An 18,871-nucleotide genomic window follows, 5' to 3' on the forward strand; every position below is an offset into this window, starting at 1 on the left:
CCCGCCTGCGCCGTTGGCGTGGGCGGGGGTCTCTCGTCTAGAGTGTGCCGATTCAGCCCACGAGGGTCGCGTCGAGCAGGATGTCGAGTCCTTTGAGGGCTCCGCTGACCGGGCAGCCCGTCTTGGCGTCGTCCGCGATCTTCTGGAATTCTTCTTCGGAGATGCCAGGGATCTTCGCGGACATCGTGAGCTTGCTCGTCGTGATGCCCGTGCCGGGGATGAAGTCGACCTCGGCCTGGGTACGGATCTCGTCCGCCGTGTAGCCAGCTTGCGCGAGACCGTTGCTGAAGGCCATCGAGAAGCACGCCGAGTGTGCAGCGGCGATGAGCTCCTCAGGGCTCGTCTTGCCGTTGGCTTCTTCGCTGCGGGCCTTCCACGTGACGTCGTAGGTGCCGAGTCCAGACGAGTCGAGGGTCGTCTGGCCAGAGCCCTCGGTGAGGTTGCCGTTCCAGACGGTGTGGGCAGTGCGTGTGGTAGCCATACTTTGCTCCTAGATCGGTGCTTGGTGGACTGAAAGTGTGGACTGGCTCGGCCATCGTAGGCACAAAGAAGCCCCACCCGCGCTCGCGTTAAGCGCTGAGCGCAGGCGGGGACTAGGCCGGCCAACGGCGGGTTAAGAGGGGTGACCGGGCCACTCAGGGCCAGATTGTCGCGATGGCGATGTTGAGCAGCCCGAGGCCGCCGACGGCATGGGCGAGGCCCGGAGCGACCGGCTCGCCGGCCTTTCGGCGGCGGTTGCCGACGAACGCGAGGGCGCCGACGACGATCGCGATAATGAATTTGAACGTGAGCTTCACGTAGGTGTTGGCCGTGAGCGGCTCGATGCCGCTGTCTGCCTGCTTCGACAGGACCGTGATGAGGCCGACCAGGATGATGCCCGTCACGAGCTGCGTCATCGCCCCGTCGAACTGACGCGCCCCGACGGTCGGATTCTTCATGTTGGCGATCCACGGTCCGACGATCATGGCCGCGCCGACGATGTGGAGAAACACGACGATGCTGAGAACGACAGTCATGGACCCGATTCTAGTGTCGCGGCCGGGGCCTTCCCCGCCGTTCCGGTGCTGCGAGGGGTACCAAGTGCGTAACGAAGACGACGACGGCGGCGCCCCCGCGGTGGGGAGCGCCGCCGTCGTCGTGGGTGCCCTCGAGAGGACAGGGAGGAGCCGTCAGAGGCCGAGATCGGCCTCGAACGCGCCGCCCTCAAGCCGCGCGCGAAGCGTCTGCAGGAAGCGTCCCGCGTCCGCGCCGTCGACGAGCCGGTGATCGTACGTGAGGGAGAGGTACATCATCGAGCGGATCGAGATGACGTCGTCGCCGTCGGCGTTCTGCGTGACCCACGGGCGCTTCACGATCGCGCCGGTTCCGAGGATCGCGACCTGCGGCTGGTTGATGATCGGCGTGTCGAACAGCGCGCCCACCGAGCCGATGTTCGTGATGCTGAACGTGCCGCCCGAGAGCTCGTCGGGACCGATCTTGCCGCTGCGCGTGCGCGACGCGACGTCGGCGATGCGGCCCGCGAGGCCAGCGAGGTTGAGATCGCCCGCGTTGCTGATGACCGGGACGAGGAGGCCCTTCTCGGTGTCCACCGCGATCGCGAGGTGCTCCGCGTTGTGGTAGGTGATCTCCTGCTTTTCCTCGTTGTACTCCGCGTTGAGCTTGGGGTGCTGCTTGAGCGCCTCCGCGACGGCCTTCGCGATGAACGGGAGGAACGTGAGCTTGACGCCGTTCTGGGCCTGGAAGGCGCCCTTGGCCCGATCGCGCAGCTTCGCGATCTTGGTCATGTCGATCTCGTGGACCTGCGTGAGCTGGGTCGACGTGTCGAGCGATTCGCGCATGCGGCGCGCGATGACCTGGCGGATGCGCGGAGCCTTTTCGGTCGTGCCGCGCAGCGACGACGGGACGACGGACGGCGCGGCCGGAGCCTGAGCCGCCGGCGCGGCGGCCGGCGCCGCCGGGGCCTGCTGGGCGGCGGACTCCTTGGCCTCCGCGGCTGCGACGACGTCCTGCTTGCGGATGCGACCGCCGACGCCGGTTCCCGTGACCGCCGAGAGGTCGATGCCGTGCTGGTTCGCCAGCTTGCGCACGAGCGGCGTGACGTAGCCCGCCTCGGTGCCCGCTGCGGTCGTCGCCGGGGCTGCGGACGGAGCCGGGGCTGCGGCCGCAGCGGCCGGGGCCGGGGCCGGGGCCGGGGCGGCAGGGGCCGCTGGCTCAGGTGCGGCGGCGGGGGCGGGGGCCTCCGGAGCAGGTGCTGCAGCCGGAGCGGGCGCAGGAGCCTGGGCAGCCGGGGCTGCCGCGCCGGAGCCGATGACGGCGAGGACCGCGCCGACGGCGGCGGTCTCGTCCTCGTTCACGCGGATCTCCTGGAGCGTACCCGCCACGGGAGACGGGATCTCGGTGTCGACCTTGTCGGTCGAGACCTCGAGGAGCGGCTCGTCCACTTCGACGGTGTCGCCCACGGCCTTGAGCCAGCGGGTCACGGTGCCCTCAGTCACGCTCTCGCCGAGCGCCGGGAGGGTCACTTCGTGGCCCTCTGCCGCGCCGTTGCTGGCCGCGGTCTCGGCCGGAGCTGCCGCGGGAGCAGGCTCGGGCTGGGCGGGGGCGGCCTCGGCAGGCGCGGGGGCTTCCTGGGCGGGAGCCTCCTGAGCGGGGGCAGACGGGGCCTCGCCCGCGCCGGAGCCGTCGCCGATGCGCGCGAGCGGAGCGCCGACCTCGGCAGTCTCGTCCTCGTTGACGAGGATCTCCTCGAGGATCCCGGCGAACGGCGAAGGGATCTCGGTGTCGACCTTGTCCGTGGAGACCTCGACCAGGGGTTCGTCGACCTCGACGCGGTCGCCGACCTGCTTGAGCCAGCGAGTGACGGTGCCTTCGGTGACGCTCTCCCCGAGAGCCGGCAAGTTGACGGATTCAGACATTGTCTCCGTGCTCCTTATGTGGTTCGTGTCGTGCGATGTAGTCGGATGCCAGGGCGGTTCAGCCGTGGAGCGGCTTGCCGGCCAGGGCGAGGTTGGCCTCGCCGAGGGACTCGTTCTGGGTCGGGTGTGCGTGGATGAACTGGGCGACGTCCTCGGGGTACGCCTCCCAGTTGACGATCAGCTGCGCCTCGCCGATCTGCTCGCCCATGCGGGAGCCGATCATGTGCACGCCCACGACCGGCCCGTCCTTCTGGCGCACGACCTTGACGATGCCGGAGGTGCCGAGGATCGAGCTCTTTCCGTTGCCCGCGAGGTTGTACTCGATCGACTGGACCTGGTCCTCGCCGAACTTCGCCTTCGCGCCCTTCTCGGTGTACCCGACCGTGGCGATCTCAGGTTCACAGAAGGTGACCTTCGGGATGTTGACGTCGTCGACGACGACCGGGTTGAGGCCCGCGATCTCCTCGGCGACGAAGATGCCCTGCTGGTAGCCGCGGTGCGCGAGCTGGACGCCCGGAACGATGTCGCCGACGGCGTAGATGTTGCCGACGCCCGTGTGGAGGCGCTCGTTCGTGATGACGAAGCCGCGGTCGATCGTGACGCCCTGCTCTTCGTAGCCGAGGTTCGCAGTGACAGGACCACGGCCGACGGCGACGAGGAGGAGCTCCGCCTCGAACGTCTTGCCGTCAACAAGGGTCACCTTGACGCCGTTCTCGTCCTGCTCGACGCCCTGGAAGAACGTCCCGGTGTTGAACTTGATGCCGCGCTTCTTGAACGCGCGCTCGAGTTGCTTGATGATCGCGTCGTCCTCGTTCGGGACGAGCGAGGGCAGGCCCTCGACGATCGTGACGTCGACGCCGAAGGACTTCCACACCGAGGCGAACTCCACGCCGATGACGCCGCCGCCGAGCACAATCGCGGACTTGGGGATGTAGTCGAGCTCGAGGGCCTCGTCGGAGGTGATGACGCGTCTGCCGATCTCGAGGCCGGGGAGCGAGCGCGAGTAGGAGCCCGTGGCGAGCACGATGTTCTTGGCCTTGTAGGCGGTGCCGTCCACCGTGATGGTGTCCGGGCCCGTGAGCCGGCCTTCGCCTTCGATGACCGTGATGCCCTTGGACTTGATGAGGCCCGTGAGGCCCTTGAACTTGCCGGCGACGATGCCGTTCTTGTACGCGTTGACCGCGTCGATGTCGATGCTCTCGAGGCTCACGTTGACGCCGTACTTCGCGGAATCGCGAGCGTGGTCGGCGAGCTCGGCGGCGTGGAGGAGCGCCTTCGTGGGGATGCAGCCGTTGTGGAGGCAGGTTCCTCCGAGCTTGCCCTTTTCGACGAGGCCTACGCGGAGGCCGAACTGGACGGCGCGCAGCGCCGCGGCGTACCCGCCGCTGCCTCCTCCGAGGACCAAGATGTCGAATTCCTGCGCAGTAGGCTGGTCGGCCACGTGACGCTCCCTCGTAGTGAAGGACGGCTTCTGCCGTCGTGGTGACGATGTGCCTGCCAGCGCCGAGCTGTCAGGCCGGGTATCAGGGCAACCCTATCTCCCTGACGGACTATGCTCCACCTTCTCACCGCCGTTTGTCCCCGCCATGTGTCAAGGCTCACGATGAGGACTTGGTTTCGCAGTGTGGAGATATCTTCTCACAAAGCGAAATTATCTGGTGTGGATGTGTCGAACGTCACGTCGGGGCGAAAAAGAGAGGGACACCCGGCGGACCGGGTGCCCTCTCACAATGTCGGACGGCCGTCAGGATGCGGCGCCGTCGGCGACACCCTCGAGGTACCGCACGAGTGTGCGGACCATTGCCCCAGTGCCGAGCTTGGGCGTATGCCCGTAGGCCGAGCCCGTGTTGTACGAGGGGCCCGCGATGTCGATGTGCGCCCACGGGATCGGCGTCCCGTCCGTCCGGTCTCCGACGAACTCGCGGAGGAAGATCCCGGCCGTGAGCATGCCGCCGGGCTTGTCTCCCACGTTCGCGATGTCTGCGATCGGGGAGTCGAGACCCGCGCGCAGCTCGTCGGGAAGAGGCATTGCCCACGCGGCCTCGCCCTCGCCGTCGGCCGCCGCCTTGAGCGCGTCCGTCACCGCGGCGTCTCCCATGAGGCCCGCCGTCCGCGTTCCGAGCGCGATGATGGCCGCGCCCGTGAGGGTCGCGATGTCGATGATGGCGTCAGGGCCCTCCTCGCTCGCGGCCGCGAGCCCGTCTGCCATGACAAGCCGTCCTTCGGCATCGGTGTTGAGCACCTCGACGCTCATGCCGCTCCGCGTCACGATGACGTCGGACGGCCTCTGCGCGTTGCCCGACGGCATGTTCTCCGCAATGCACAGCCACGCTGTGACCTTGGCCCTGATCCCGAGGCGGGCCGCTGCGATGACGGTGGCGAGGGCCGATGCGGCACCGGCCATGTCGCTCTTCATCTCGTCCATCTTCGCAGCGGGCTTGATCGAGATGCCTCCCGTGTCGAACGTGATTCCCTTGCCGACGAGGTGGATGGAGGAGGCCTTGGACGCCTGCGACGGCGTGTACTCGGCTTTGACGAGGCGCGGCGGACGTGCGCTGCCCTGGCCCACGGCGAGGATTCCGCCGAAGCCCTCCTTCTCGAGCCGCTTCTCGTCCCACACCGTGATCTTGATCGGCAGGCCCTTCGCGAGTTCCTTCGCCGCGTCTGCGAAGGACGCTGGGAAAAGCTGGCTCGGCGGCATGTTCACAAGGCTTCGGGTCGTGTTGACTGCCCGGCCGAGGACGGCGGCCCGGGCGAGCGCGGCGTCGGCGGCAGCGCTGTCCGCCGCGGGGGAGAGGATGACGACGCGCGCGACGTTGCGCTTGGTCGCGGCGGACGACCGCTTCCTGTGCTCGGTGTACGAGTAGGCGCCGAGCGCCGCGCCCTCCGCGATCGCGGCGAGATCATCGGCGGTCGGGGCCGGGAACGCGAGGGCAACGGTCGTGAGGCCTGCGAGCTGCCGCACGGCCGAGCCAGACGCACGGCGGAGCTGTTCGGGCGAAGCCCCATCGCCGTCGAGCTTTCCGACGCCCGCGAGCGCGATGATCTGCGTGTTCAATTCGGGGACGCCGGGAAGCCGCACGAGCGAATCTGCCGCGCCCGTCGCGCCGAGCACGGCGAGCGTGCCCTGGATCGCCTCGGCATTCTTGGCGCTCAGGGGGCTGTCGAGGAGCACAGGGCCCTCGGGGCCTTGGGCGACTCCGATGACAACCGCGTCGCTCGGGTGCTTGCGCAGGTCCCGCGCGACGGCGCTCAGTGATGCTTCGGCGTTGGTGAACACGGTGGGAGGCCTCGATTCTTCGCGTGCAGTCAGGATGCGTGCGGGCCCGTCAGGCGTCGTGTCTCCCCTCCGTGCCCGGACTTCCGATCGTAGCCGCTGGTGGAATGATGGAGTGCCGCACGCCGTTGTCGTTGATGCAGCGGTCGGTCACGCACCGTCCGCCTCGTAGTTTTGTCATCGTCGTGTCTGCCTCCCCGACACGTTTCGGGAGGCCGTCGCCGAGAGGAGCGAGCGCCACATGAACAACGCCCTGGGTGGGCCACGTCAGGATCCCGCCGGCCTGTATGCCGCGGCGCAGGAGCTCATGGACGATCCCGCGCTCAAGGGCCTTCCGATGCTCATGGGCTTCACAGGCTTCGCCGATGCGGGACACGCGGTCGAGCAGATCACTGCCGAGCTTCTCCGCTCCGGGTCGCCTCGCACCGTCGCAGAGTTCGACGTCGACCAGCTCCTCGACTACAGGGCGCGGCGGCCGCGCATCACGTTCGTCGAGGACCACCTCGAGGACTATTCGCCGCCCCGGCTCGCGCTCCACGTGCTCGACGACGGGCTCGGCCAGCCGTATCTCCTCCTCGCCGGCCCCGAACCGGACTTCCAGTGGGAGCGGTTCGCGCGCGCCGTCGTCGGACTCGTCGAGCAACTGGACGTGCGGCTCGTGCTGTGGACCCACTCGATCCCGATGCCGGTCCCGCACACCCGCCCCCTCGGCGTGACCGTGCACGGGAACAGGCCAGAGCTCATCGAGGGCATTTCGCGATGGAAGCCGGTCGTGAGCGTGCCGGCCGCGATCGGCCACCTGCTCGAGCTGCGGCTCGTCGAGGCCGGCCGCGGCGTCGCGGGCTTCGTCGTGCACACGCCCCACTATCTGGCCGAGGCGGAGTATCCCGCGACGGCTGTTGCTGGACTCGAGCACCTGGGGGCGGCGGCATCGCTCATGCTGCCCACGGACAGGCTGCGCGAGGCCAACCGCGAGATCGAGCGCCAGATCGCGGAGCAGGTCGCGTCGTCGGAGGACGTCCGCGAGCTCGTCGAGGGACTCGAGGCACGATTCGACGAGCGAAGTGCCGACGTCCCGCGCCGCTCGCTCCTCGCGGCCATGAGCGGGGAGCTTCCGGATGCCGAGGTGCTCGGGGCGGCGGTCGAGGCGTACCTTGCGACCCAGGACGGGGGCCGCGACGAGCCCGGCCACGCCCGAGGGACAGACGACGACGCCGACGGCGGCGGGTCGGCCGAAGGGGCGGCTCCTCCCGCCGACTAGGATCGATCGCGTGAGTAGCTGGCGCGCATGGACCGTGTGGGGGATCGGGGTCTTCGCGTACCTCGTCGCAGTCGTCCAGAGGACGTCGTTCGGCGTCGTCGGGCTCGAAGCCTCTGACCGCTTCCACGTCGGCGGCGCCGTTCTCTCGGCGTTCACGGTGCTCCAGCTCGTCGTCTACGCGTCGCTCCAGATTCCCGTGGGCATGCTCGTGGACCGGTTCGGCTCGCGCGTCATGGTGTCGATCGGAGCCGTGTTCATGGCGCTCGGCCAGCTCCAGATCTCGGTCGCCGAATCGGTCGTGACCGGCATTATCGGGCGCATGCTCGTCGGGATGGGGGACGCCATGACGTTCGTTTCGGTTCTGCGGCTCGTCCCGCTGTGGTTCCCCGCTCGGCGCGTGCCGCTCTTGACCCAGCTCACCGGAATGCTCGGAATGCTCGGCCAGCTCGTGAGCGTCATCCCGTTCCTCGCGCTCCTGCACGCCCGCGGATGGACCACGGGATTCCTCTCGCTCGCGTGCCTCTCAGTCCTCGTCGTCGTCCTCGTCCTCGCGATGCTCCGCAACGCACCTCACGGAACGGCACGCGCCGCCGAGGGGAGCCCCGAGGGCACGCGGGCGGTGCTCGCGGCGGCATGGCGGCAGCCGGGCACGCGGCTCGGACTCTGGAGCCATTTCACGGTGCAGTTCAGCGGCACCGTCTTCGCGCTCGCGTGGGGCTTTCCGTTCATGGTCGCAGGGCAGGGGTACGACACCGCGACCGCCGCGGGGCTCATGTCCTTCTTCGTGGTCGTGGCACTCATCGCGGGCCCGCCCATGGGGCGCTTCGTGTCGCGGCATCCCCTGCGCCGCTCGACGCTCGTGCTTCTCATCACGGGGCTCACCGCGCTCGTGTGGGCGGTTGTCCTCCTGTACCCCGGGAAGGCGCCGCTGTGGCTCATGGTCGTGCTCGTCGCGGTGCTCGCTGTCGGCGGGCCGTCCTCGATGATCGGCTTCGACTTCGCGAGGACGTTCAATCCTTCCCATCGGCTCGGCACCGCGACCGGCATCGTCAACTCGGGTGGATTCGCGGCGGCTCTCGTGACGATGTTCCTCGTGGGCTATCTGCTCGACGTCCAGCACGCCCTCGGGCTGTCTCCGCAGGGCCTCTATTCGCTCGACGCCTTCCGGGTCGCCCTCGCCGCCCAGCTCGTCGTCATGGGCTTCGGCGCGGTCATGGTCTTCGGCGTGCGGCGCAAGGTGCGCCGTCAGCTGGCGGCAAGCGGCGTGCATGTCGCGCCCCTTCGTGTCGCTCTCGGCGTCGCGCTCGACGAGGCGCGCGCAAAGCGTCTCGCCCGTCGCTAGCGGCGGCGTGCCGCTTTCGGCAGGGCGGCCATTGTCTTCCCCAAGGACACATTTCCTCCCCAGGACTTGCCTCCCGCATGTTGTCCACATAGCGCCGGTCATGCGGGTCCGTCCCGCCGCCGTGCGGGAAGACTGACAGCATGGACGAGACGACATGCGACCACCCCGACGGCAACGGATTCCCCGAAGGACTGAGCCCGGTGCCCGGTGCCCTCTGCATCCGGGAGCCCGAGGACCTCTTGGGGTTCATACCCCACACGATCGGGGAATGGCCCCGAGAGAGCCTCGTGGCCGTGTCGATCGGCGCGGGCTCGGTCGGTGTCACGGTCCGGGTCGACCTTCCGCCGCGCGGCGAGGAGCTGGACCTCGGCGAGTATGCGGACGCTGTCGTGGGCCATCTCGTGACCGATGTGCTCGCGGAAGGCGCCGTCTTCGCCCTCTATACGGCAGAGCCCTGGGCAGCGGTCGAATCCCCGCCCCGCAGCCGCCTCGTCGAGGCGCTCCAGGGCGCGTTCGCGGAGGCAGGCCTCCCGCTTCTCGACGCGTGGCTCGTCGGCGACCGCTTCTGGCGGAGCCTCCTGTGCGAGCGCAGTTCATGCTGCCCGTGGCCGGGCAAGCCGCTCGAGACCATCGCGGCGAGCGCGCTCGGGACGGAGCTCGTGTTTCGGGGCAGCACGTACGAGCGATTCGATCCTGAACCGGAGGCGTCGACCGGCCGAGGAACCTCGGGCGACGGCGTCACTCCCCGTGCTTTGGGGCGCGACCGGTCCGCCGCAGCGCCTAGGGCAGCCGCGCCCTCGGGCGCTGCAGCCGAGGCACTTCTCGAGCGGCTCCGTGGCAGCGCGGACTCATGGTGGGAACCTCCTGTCTTCGCCGCGGCCCTCGCGGCCTGGGACGCCACGCTCGGCAGTGACCGCGTCCCAGAGCCCCACCGCGTTGCCCTTCTTGCCGCGACGTTGGCTCGTCCGGCCATCCGCGACGCCGTCATGGTCTCGGCGGCAATCGGCGGACGGGCGGCGTGGCGCGGATCGCTCGCGCTCGATGGGAGCCTGAGTGCGAGTGGGCCGATTCCGGAACTGCCCGGCGGGCTTGGGCCAGGGGAGGTGGAGCGCCTCCTCACGGCGTGGTCGGCGCAGGACGGGCCATCCGAAAGCGCGGCACTCGAGTTCGGGGCGGCTCTGCTCGGCGCCACCCGTACGGCACCCGATTGGGAACGCATCGCGCGACTGGAGCGCCTCGCGCGGAGGCTCACCGAGTTCGAGGATCCAGAAGTCCGTGCCCCGGCCTTGAGCCTGCTCGGCTGGATCTGCTGGATCCGCGGGCGCGGCACGAAGGCAGCCGGCCATTTCAGGCGTGTCTTGAGCGTGCAGCCTGGATATCGTTTCGCGAAGCTTTTCGGGGGCATGATCGAGAGTGGAGAGCTCGCAGGCTGGGCGAAGCGCCCCGAGACGGCGTGGCGCAGGCTCAAGGACGTCGCATAGCCGCGATTGCGTGGTGAATGCCATTGAGATGGGGAGGACGTGCGACAATGGACGACAGACCCGGTCGGGTCCGAGCACCGGAAGCCAGATAGTCCCCCGAATTTGCTGTTGGCGGGAACGAATCGGGCTGCTGAGGGGTTGTTATGTGAGACCCTTCGGTCCGGATCGCGCATGGCGCGTCGCACGGACTTGACAGGGTCATAGTGGTGTTGCCCCCATGGTGACGCCAGGACAGCAGCAGGAAGGTGATCGTGACGCCCCCCACGGAGAAGGAAACGGCTCAGAAGGCCACGGCTGAGACCGAGGCGCTCAAGGCTGCATCCACCAGGCGCGCGACGGCGGGCTCGCGCTCCAAGGCCTTGGCGGCAACCAAGGCCAAGGCGCCAGCGCGGAAGACCGCGAGCGTGAAGGATGGGGACGCGAAGAACGCCCCGAAGGACGGCGCGGAGGAGAAGGCCGCCGAGGCGGAAGACCTCGAAGCCGCCGACCTTGACGCGGTGACCCCCGGCGACGAGGAACTCGCCGCCGAGACGGACGCCGAGGAAGCGGAAGAAGAGAAGGAGAGCCCGGGCTCGGCCGCGATGGTCATCTCCGACGCCGACGAAGATGACGCCCCGGTTCAGCAGGTCACATCGGCGGGTGCGACGGCGGACCCCGTCAAGGACTACCTCAAGCAGATCGGCAAGGTCGCGCTGCTCAACGCCGAACAGGAGGTCGATCTCGCGCTGCGGATCGAGGCCGGCCTGTTCGCGAAGCACAAGCTCGACGACGAGGGCTCGACGTACGATGCCCAGTACCGCCATGACCTCGAGCGCATCGTTCACGACGGCGAGCGGGCAAAGAACCACCTGCTCGAGGCGAACCTTCGCCTCGTCGTCTCGCTCGCGAAGCGCTACACAGGCCGCGGCATGCTCTTCCTCGACCTCATCCAGGAAGGGAACCTCGGCCTGATCCGTGCCGTCGAGAAGTTCGACTACACGAAGGGCTTCAAGTTCTCGACCTACGCGACCTGGTGGATCCGGCAGGCGATCACGCGAGCCATGGCAGATCAGGCTCGCACGATCCGCATCCCGGTCCACATGGTCGAGGTCATCAACAAGCTTGCCCGCGTCCAGCGGCAGATGCTGCAGGACTTGGGCCGCGAACCCACCCCGGAAGAGCTCGCCAAGGAACTCGACATGACCCCCGAGAAGGTCGTCGAGGTGCAGAAGTACGGCCGCGAGCCGATCTCGCTGCACACTCCGCTCGGCGAGGACGGCGACTCCGAGTTCGGTGACCTCATCGAGGACTCCGAGGCGGTCGTCCCGGCGGACGCCGTGAGCTTCACGCTCCTCCAGGAGCAGCTCCACTCGGTTCTCGACACGCTCTCCGAGCGCGAGGCCGGCGTCGTCGCGATGCGCTTCGGCCTCACCGACGGCCAGCCGAAGACTTTAGACGAGATCGGCAAGGTCTACGGCGTGACGCGCGAGCGCATTCGGCAGATAGAGTCGAAGACGATGTCGAAGCTTCGGCACCCGTCGCGTTCCCAAGTCCTGCGCGATTACCTCGACTAGAGAATGCAGCGACAGAGGGCCCGGACACCGTTGCGGTGTTCGGGCCCTCTGTCGCTGTGTTCGGCTTTGCGGATCCTCCGCCGCGCGAACTGCGCCTTCGTCCGCTCAGTCCTCGGGGAGGGCGGCGCGCTCGGTGAGGCGGTCCGTTTCGTCATGCCACTCGGCCGCGAGGGGGCGCAGCCTCGTCTCCATGGCGCGCGCGTGGTGCGCGCAGAACATGAGCTCGCCGCCGGACGTCTCGAGGACCACGCGTACGTAGGCCTGGGCGCCGCAGCGGTCGCAGCGGTCGACCGCGGTCAGAGTTCGGTCTGCAAGGGCTGAAGTCATCGTGGCCTCCTTCACTTCACCGGGCGCTTCCTCGGTTCATCTCATCTAACACCCCACTGCTCGCTCTCCCATCCCGCGAAACGGCACTTTCGCTCGGGGCGTATCAAGCTTCTGTAACGAGTAGGCCCCTTGCCGCGGCGGCGGATCCCGATTCGGTCTCCGCCAGAGTGGCAGATCCGCGGAACGTCGCGGTTGCGATTACTCTGTGGAATAGTGCGTGCCTTCAACAGTGCCCGCAGAAGACTTCACGAAGGAGCCCCTCGAGCGTGACCCCGAGCTCTGAATACACCGCCCGGCATCTTTCGGTCCTCGAAGGCCTTGAGGCCGTCCGCAAGCGCCCGGGCATGTACATCGGTTCGACGGACTCCCGCGGTCTCATGCACTGCCTGTGGGAGATCATCGACAACTCGGTCGACGAGGCACTCGCGGGCTTCGGCCACGACATCAAGGTCATCCTGCATCCCGACGGTTCGGTGGAGGTCCACGACGACGGGCGCGGCATCCCCGTCGACGTCGAGCCGAAGACCGGGCTCACGGGCGTCGAGGTCGTGTTCACGAAGCTCCATGCAGGCGGCAAGTTCGGCGGCGGCTCCTACACGGCGTCGGGCGGACTCCACGGCGTTGGCGCGTCGGTCGTCAATGCGCTCTCGGGGCGCCTCGACGTGCAGGTCGACAGGGGCGGCAAGACGTACCAGATGTCGTTCCGGCGCGGGGAGCCGGGTCGCTTCGCGGACACGGGCTCGCGGCTGCGCCCGGACGCCCCGTTCGAGCCGTTCGTCGAGGATTCGGTGCTCGACGTCGTCGGGAAGGCCAAGCGCGGAGTAACGGGCACGCGCATCCGCTATTGGGCAGATCGGCAGATCTTCACCCCGGACGCCAAGTTCTCCTACGACGAGCTCGTGGGCCGCGCCCGCCAGACCTCGTTCCTCGTGCCGGGCCTCAAGATCACGGTGCGGGATGAACGCCGCCTGGCCGGGACGCCGGGGGAGTCGGGGCCGCATGAGGAGGTCTTCCATCACGACGGCGGGATATCCGAGTTCGTGGACTTCCTCGCGATCGACGCCCCCGTCACGGACACGTGGCGTTTCCATGGCTCGGGGACGTTCAAGGAGACCGTGCCGGTGCTCGACGAGCAGGGGCACAGCAGGATCGCGGAGGTCGAGCGCGACTGCGACGTCGACCTTGCCGTGCGCTGGGGGGTCGGCTACGACACCGCCGTGCGCACGTTCGTCAACATCATCGCGACGCCCAAAGGCGGAACCCACCAGGCCGGGTTCGAAGCGGCACTCCTCAAGGTCTTCCGCAAAGCCGTCGAAGCCAATGCGCGCAAGCTCAAGGCAGGCAACGACAAAATCGAGAAGGACGATGTGCTCGCGGGCATGACGGCGGTGCTCACCGTTCGCCTCGCAGAGCCGCAGTTCGAGGGCCAGACGAAGGAAATCCTGGGCACCCCCGCCGTCCGGCAGATCGTCTCGCGCGTGGTCGAGACGGAGCTCGCGGCGAAGCTCGGCTCAAGCGCACGAGCCGACAAGAACCAGAGCTCGGTGCTCCTCGAGAAGATCGTCAACGAGATGAAGTCGCGGGTGACGGCGCGGCTCCACAAGGAGACGCAGAGGCGGAAGACCGCGCTAGAGTCCTCGACCCTTCCCGCGAAGCTCATCGACTGCCGGACCGACGACGTCACGCGCTCCGAGCTGTTCATCGTCGAGGGCGACTCCGCCCTGGGGACGGCCCGCCACGCGAGGCTGTCGGAGTTCCAGGCCCTCCTGCCGATCCGGGGCAAGATCCTCAATGTCCAGAAGGCCTCGGTGGGGGACATGCTCTCGAACGCCGAGTGCGCCGCGCTCATCCAGGTCGTGGGCGCGGGTTCGGGCCGCAGCTTCGACATCGATGCCGCGCGCTACGGACGCGTCATCCTCATGACGGATGCCGACGTCGACGGCGCGCACATCCGCACGCTCCTGCTCACGCTGTTCTTCCGCTATATGCGGCCCATGATCGAGGAAGGGCGCGTCTACGCCGCCGTCCCGCCGCTGCACCGCGTCGAGGTGATTAATCCGGGCAGCAAGGCCAACGAGCTCGTCTACACGTACTCGGACGCCCAGCTCCATTCGCTCCTCAAGCGCCTCGCGGCCGAGGGGCGGAAGCACAAGGAGCCCCCGCAGCGCTACAAGGGCCTCGGCGAGATGGACGCCGATCAGCTCGCCGAGACCACGATGGACCCGCGCCATCGCAGCCTGCGGCGCGTGACGATCGAAAGTGCTCAGCGCGCGGAAGAGGTCTTCGAGCTGCTCATGGGATCCGACGTGGCCCCGCGCAAGGACTTCATCGTCTCGGGCAGCGTCAATCTCGACCGCGAGCGCATCGACGCCTAGCCTGTCGGCGGCCGCTAGCCCGCTAGCCCCGGCGCGAGCAGGAGAACGGTCGGGACGGCGAGGAGGAGCGCGGAGGCAGCGAGCACGGCGGTCCTCGCGCCCGCGCCGAGCGGCGGCCGAGGGCTCAGGAGCCGGCTGACCCTCGATGCGAGGGACGCCTCGCCCTCATCGGGCATCCCGCCCTCGGAGCGGTCGTCGGCGGCGGACGGCGTGGCAGCGGTGCCTTCTTCTTGTTGGTCCGTCTCGCTTCGTCCGAGCGCGACGAGCGCGATCGCCCGGACGAGCACTTCGTCCTGCGACGTCCTGCGTGCGACGTCGTCGGCGAGCATCTCGACGAGCGAGGAGACGGCCTGCCTCGAGAGCCGGGTGGTCGGGAGCCAGGGGAGGGCCTGGCGCCACGCCTCGAACGCCCAGAGGAGCAGGTGGTGCCGCTGCGTGAGATGCGCGCGCTCATGGTCGACCACCGCGGCGAGCTCCTCCGGCGTGAGCACCTCCATGAGGCCGTCCGAGAGCACCGTCACGGACCGTGAGCCGCCGGGCAGGCAATACGCGACGGGGGCGGGATGGCTGATGACGAGCGTGCGCTCCATGGCGCCGGAGGGCGAGCTGAGCACTCCGAGGAGCTCGCGGTGCCGACGGCGCTGCGTCGTGATGCGGGCGTACGTGAGCCCCAGCGTGAACACGAGGTGCGTCCCGAGGAGCGCGGCCGCGCACAGCGCGAAGAAATGCCAGAAGGGCAGCTCCGCCGACGAGCGGTTCCCCGCGACGATCCCAGCGGCCCGCCGCACGGCGTGGACGAGGTTGTCCCCGAGGGGCTCAAGCCCGTAGACCAGCATCGCGCCGATCATGGAGAGTCCGCCGGCGAGGGCGATCGACTGCCACAGGACCATGGCGGCGAACGGCGAGCGGGACGTCCAGCGGGCACGCGAGAGGGCCACTGGCACCGGCCATGCGAGCAGGACTGCCAGCAGCGCGAGGAGGTAGGCGGTCAGGAGCACGGCCGGTCCGGCAGGACTGTGGCTCGGGTCAGCCGCGCGAGAGGAGCCTGCGGAGGGTCGCGGCCTCGGCCTCGCTCACGCTTCCGATGAAGCGGGCCAGGACGGCCTCGCGGTCGGGCGCAGTGCCGAGGGCCTCGTGCATGAGCCGGGCCGTGTGCTCCTCGCGCGTCGAGACGGCGCGGTAGCGGTGCGGACGCGTTCCGCGCTCGCGTTCCACGAGGCCCTTCTTCTCGAGCCGGGAGAGGACGGTCAGAACCGTCGTCACGGCGAGATCCTTGGCTGCGTGGTCTTCGCCGTCGCTCTGGGCCAGGCGGTCCCGCAGCTCGTTCGCGGTGGAAGCCTCCGATGTGGACCACAGCTGGTCCATTACCGAACGCTCGAGCTCCCCGAGGCTTGCCATCGTTCCGTCCTCCCCTGATGATCATCCCGGGTCCGGCTGCGAGCCGATCAGCTGGCAGCGCGAAACCCTTCCTTCATTCTACGTGAGGTAGAAGAGGGGCGCAGCACCAGCGCGGGCGTGTTCGCTGTGGGCGGTGCGTTCGGTGCGCGGGTGCCGGCGCACTGGCCGCGCGGGTGGGGTGCGGGCCCGGGCCAAAGTGTTCTACACTCCGTAGAAGAATTATTTCTACGGAGCGTAGAAGATTCTCGAGCCGTCGACAGGAGCGCAGATGGACGCCTTGGAAATCGCCCGCTGGCAGTTCGGCATCACGACTGTCTACCACTTCATGATGGTGCCCCTGACGATCGGCCTCGGCCTCGTCGTCGCCGTCATGCAGACCGCGTGGCACCGCACGGGCAAGACCGAATACCTCAGGATGACCAAGTTCTGGGGCAAGCTCTTCCTCATCAACTTCATCATGGGCGTCGCAACCGGCATCGTGCAGGAGTTCCAGTTCGGTATGGCCTGGAGCGAGTACAGCCGCTTCGTCGGCGACGTGTTCGGAGCGCCCCTTGCGATGGAGGCGCTGCTCGCGTTCTTCGTCGAGTCGACGTTCCTCGGGCTCTGGATCTTCGGCTGGAAGCTCCTGCGCCCCGGCCTGCACCTCACGGCCCTGTGGTGCGCCGTCATCGGCTCGGCCGTCTCGGCATACTTCATCATCGTCGCGAACAGCTGGATGCAGCATCCCGTCGGCGTCACGGTCGTCAACGGACACCCCGTCATGACGGACCCGTGGGCGGTCTTCACGAACAACACCGCGCTCGTCGCCGTGCCCCACACGCTTCTCGGTGCCCTCGGGGTCGCGGGCGCCTTCCTCCTCGGCATCTCGTGGTACCACCTGTGGCAGCGCCGCAAGGACGGCATCGACACCGTGGGCGCTGACGGCCGCGTGATCCCCGGGCAGAACCCGGAGCTTCCGGGCCGCGACCGGACCGACCACCGGGTGTGGCTGCGCAGCCTCCGGATCGGCGCCGTCGTCGCCATGATCTCCTTCGCCGGGACGTCCATCACGGGTGACATCCAAGGCAAGCTCATGTTCGAGCAGCAGCCCATGAAGATGGCCGCGGCCGAGGCCGCATGCCATGACGGCACGAGCTTCTCGGTCCTCTCGGTGGGCGACGTCGGCTCGAAGGACTGCTCGAACGTCGCGGCGGTCATCGAGATCCCGGGCCTCCTCTCCTTCCTCGCGAAGGGCGACTTCACGACGAACGTCAAAGGCGTCAACAGCCTCCAAGACCAGTACAAGAAGGCCTACGGCGCGAACGTTCCGAACAATCCGATCTACGGCGACCGCGCGGGCCAGCCCGTACAGTACGTCCCCGTCATGGAGGTCACGTACTGGGGCTTCCGCATGATGATCGGCTTCGGCGGCCTCGCCGCGCTCGCAGCCGCCGTCGCGCTCTACCTCACGCGCAAAGGCACCGTTCCGCAGGCTCGTTGGCTCATGCGCCTCGCCGTGATCGGCATCCTCGCCCCGTTCGGGGCGAACGCGGCGGGCTGGATCTTCACGGAGATGGGCCGCCAGCCGTTCGTGGTTGCGCCGAATCCCGCCATGGCCGGGAGCGTCGACCAGGTGTTCATGTTCACCGCGGCAGCCGTCTCGCCCGGAGTGAGCGCGGGGGAGATCCTCACGTCCCTCATCGTCCTCACGCTCATCTACGCGGCCCTCATGGTCGTCGAGGTGCGGCTGCTGTGGCGCTACACGCGCGGCGGCGTGGCCTCCGCGATGCCCGAACTCGCCGAGAAGCACGACGGCGGCGAGGGCACGCAATCCGACGATGTCCTGGCCTTCGCCTACTAGGAGCGCACCGTGCCGAACTCTCCAGAAATCCTCCCCACCGTCTGGTTCTGCGCCGTCGCCATCCTGTGGATCGGCTACCTCTTCCTCGAAGGCTTCGACCTCGGGGTCGGGATGCTCATGAAGCTGTTCGCCCGCAACGACGCCGAGCGGCGCGTGCTGCTCAACACGATCGGACCCGTCTGGGACGGCAACGAGGTGTGGCTCCTCACGGCGGGCGGCGCGACCTTCGCCGCGTTCCCGCGCTGGTACGCGTCGCTGTTCTCGGGGCTGTACCTCCCGCTCACGCTCGCACTCGTCGCGCTCATCTTCCGCGCCGTCGCGTTCGAATACCGCGGCAAGATCGTGTCGGAGCGTTGGACGCGCGCGTGGGACTGGGCGATCGCGCTCGGCTCGGGCCTCGCGGCGTTCTGCGTCGGCGCGATGCTTGCCCTCACGACGACGGGCCTTCCCCTCGACGCGAACGGCGACCGCGTGGGAGGGCCGTTCGCGTGGCTCAACGGCTACGCGGTGCTCGGCGGCGTTGCCGTCGTGGCGTTCGCGCTCGTCCACGCGCTCGCGTTCCTCGCCCTCAAGACCGGCGGCGCGGTGCGCAGCCGCGCGCACGCGGCGTTCCGGCGCTGGATGCCGCTCGGAATCCTCCCCCTCGTCGCGTGGGCCGTCGCCGTGCAGCTCGCCGACGGCAAATGGTGGAGCTGGGCCCTCACAGGCCTTGCGGCCGTCTCTGCTGTCGGATCGTGGGCACTCGCGAACCGGGGATCGGAGGGGCGCGCGTTCCTGCTCCTCGCGGGTTTCCTCGCCGCCGGCGCCGCGGCGATCTTCAGCGCCGTATTCCCCGTCGTCCTGCCGTCGACACTCGATCCCGCGCACAGCCTCACGGCCATGAACGCGTCGTCGTCAGCCACGACGCTCGGCCTCATGACCGTCGTCGCGCTCATCGGACTCCCGCTCGTGCTCGCCTACCAGAGCTGGACCTACTGGGTGTTCCGCTCGCGGATCACGGTGGGCAGCATCCCGACGGCCCACAACGTCGTGCCCGCGTTCGTGACGCGGCTCGTCACGGGCCGAGGCCCGGCAGACGGCTCGACCACGGGAGCCTGAGCCG

At 68.7% G+C, this 18,871-nt stretch carries 15 protein-coding genes; 7 read left to right on the forward strand and 8 right to left on the reverse strand.

Features of this window, described 5'->3' with window-relative positions:
* Positions 1-52 precede the first annotated feature (52 nt).
* The 5 genes from SPF06_RS05870 to SPF06_RS05890 all read right to left on the reverse strand — a co-directional run bounded on the left by SPF06_RS05870 (position 53) and on the right by SPF06_RS05890 (position 6,195).
* Positions 53-481: an OsmC family protein gene (locus SPF06_RS05870; RefSeq protein WP_323278053.1), complete on the reverse strand. Its 429-nt coding sequence runs from the start codon at positions 479-481 to the stop codon at positions 53-55.
* Positions 482-635: 154 nt separating this feature from the next.
* Entirely contained in the window at positions 636-1,016 is a 381-nt protein-coding gene (locus SPF06_RS05875) for a hypothetical protein (protein WP_323278054.1), read from the reverse strand.
* Between the two features lie 153 nt (positions 1,017-1,169).
* Positions 1,170-2,915, reverse strand: coding sequence for a 2-oxoglutarate dehydrogenase, E2 component, dihydrolipoamide succinyltransferase (gene sucB / locus SPF06_RS05880; RefSeq protein WP_323278055.1), 1,746 nt, complete (start codon positions 2,913-2,915; stop codon positions 1,170-1,172).
* Positions 2,916-2,973: 58 nt separating this feature from the next.
* The gene (lpdA, locus tag SPF06_RS05885; protein WP_323278056.1) at positions 2,974-4,356 is read right to left on the reverse strand and encodes a dihydrolipoyl dehydrogenase; all 1,383 of its coding nucleotides are present in this window, start codon (positions 4,354-4,356) and stop codon (positions 2,974-2,976) included.
* Positions 4,357-4,659: 303 nt separating this feature from the next.
* Positions 4,660-6,195, reverse strand: a complete 1,536-nt coding sequence (locus SPF06_RS05890; RefSeq protein ID WP_323278057.1) for a leucyl aminopeptidase — start codon at positions 6,193-6,195, stop codon at positions 4,660-4,662.
* Positions 6,196-6,433: 238 nt separating this feature from the next.
* Between SPF06_RS05890 and SPF06_RS05895 the strand changes: the two genes are divergently transcribed.
* The 4 genes from SPF06_RS05895 (at position 6,434) to SPF06_RS05910 (ending at position 11,829) form a co-directional block, all read left to right on the forward strand.
* Positions 6,434-7,453 carry a proteasome assembly chaperone family protein gene (locus SPF06_RS05895; protein WP_323278059.1) on the forward strand — a complete coding sequence of 340 codons (1,020 nt, stop codon included), beginning with the start codon at positions 6,434-6,436 and terminating at the stop codon, positions 7,451-7,453.
* A gap of 10 nt (positions 7,454-7,463) precedes the next feature.
* Complete coding sequence (locus SPF06_RS05900) at positions 7,464-8,795, forward strand: MFS transporter (RefSeq protein ID WP_323278061.1); 1,332 nt, start codon at positions 7,464-7,466, stop codon at positions 8,793-8,795.
* Between the two features lie 140 nt (positions 8,796-8,935).
* Positions 8,936-10,276, forward strand: a complete 1,341-nt coding sequence (locus tag SPF06_RS05905) for a DUF4192 domain-containing protein (RefSeq protein WP_323278062.1) — start codon at positions 8,936-8,938, stop codon at positions 10,274-10,276.
* 251 nt (positions 10,277-10,527) lie between these two features.
* The gene (locus SPF06_RS05910) at positions 10,528-11,829 is read left to right on the forward strand and encodes an RNA polymerase sigma factor (RefSeq protein WP_323278063.1); all 1,302 of its coding nucleotides are present in this window, start codon (positions 10,528-10,530) and stop codon (positions 11,827-11,829) included.
* Between the two features lie 105 nt (positions 11,830-11,934).
* On the opposite strand, the gene SPF06_RS05915 is transcribed toward SPF06_RS05910, so the two are convergent.
* Complete coding sequence (locus SPF06_RS05915; RefSeq protein ID WP_323278064.1) at positions 11,935-12,156, reverse strand: DUF7455 domain-containing protein; 222 nt, start codon at positions 12,154-12,156, stop codon at positions 11,935-11,937.
* A 266-nt stretch (positions 12,157-12,422) separates the two neighbouring features.
* On the opposite strand from SPF06_RS05915, the gene SPF06_RS05920 reads away from it, so the two are divergent.
* Positions 12,423-14,531 carry a DNA gyrase/topoisomerase IV subunit B gene (locus SPF06_RS05920; protein WP_323278065.1) on the forward strand — a complete coding sequence of 703 codons (2,109 nt, stop codon included), beginning with the start codon at positions 12,423-12,425 and terminating at the stop codon, positions 14,529-14,531.
* A gap of 14 nt (positions 14,532-14,545) precedes the next feature.
* Here SPF06_RS05920 and SPF06_RS05925 read toward each other — a convergent pair whose 3' ends face one another.
* Both SPF06_RS05925 and SPF06_RS05930 read right to left on the reverse strand, forming a co-directional pair.
* A complete protein-coding gene (locus tag SPF06_RS05925) occupies positions 14,546-15,529 on the reverse strand; it encodes a M56 family metallopeptidase (RefSeq protein WP_323278066.1) in 984 nt (327 codons plus the stop codon).
* Between the two features lie 28 nt (positions 15,530-15,557).
* Positions 15,558-15,929, reverse strand: a complete 372-nt coding sequence (locus SPF06_RS05930) for a BlaI/MecI/CopY family transcriptional regulator (protein ID WP_323278068.1) — start codon at positions 15,927-15,929, stop codon at positions 15,558-15,560.
* Positions 15,930-16,197: 268 nt separating this feature from the next.
* On the opposite strand from SPF06_RS05930, the gene SPF06_RS05935 reads away from it, so the two are divergent.
* Together SPF06_RS05935 and cydB are read left to right on the forward strand one after the other, a co-directional pair.
* Positions 16,198-17,769 carry a cytochrome ubiquinol oxidase subunit I gene (locus SPF06_RS05935; protein WP_323278069.1) on the forward strand — a complete coding sequence of 524 codons (1,572 nt, stop codon included), beginning with the start codon at positions 16,198-16,200 and terminating at the stop codon, positions 17,767-17,769.
* Between the two features lie 9 nt (positions 17,770-17,778).
* Complete coding sequence (gene cydB / locus SPF06_RS05940) at positions 17,779-18,867, forward strand: cytochrome d ubiquinol oxidase subunit II (RefSeq protein WP_323278071.1); 1,089 nt, start codon at positions 17,779-17,781, stop codon at positions 18,865-18,867.
* Positions 18,868-18,871 lie beyond the last annotated feature (4 nt).

It is taken from the genome of Sinomonas terricola, assembly GCF_034931225.1.
Classification (GTDB): Bacteria; Actinomycetota; Actinomycetes; order Actinomycetales; family Micrococcaceae; genus Sinomonas; species Sinomonas terricola.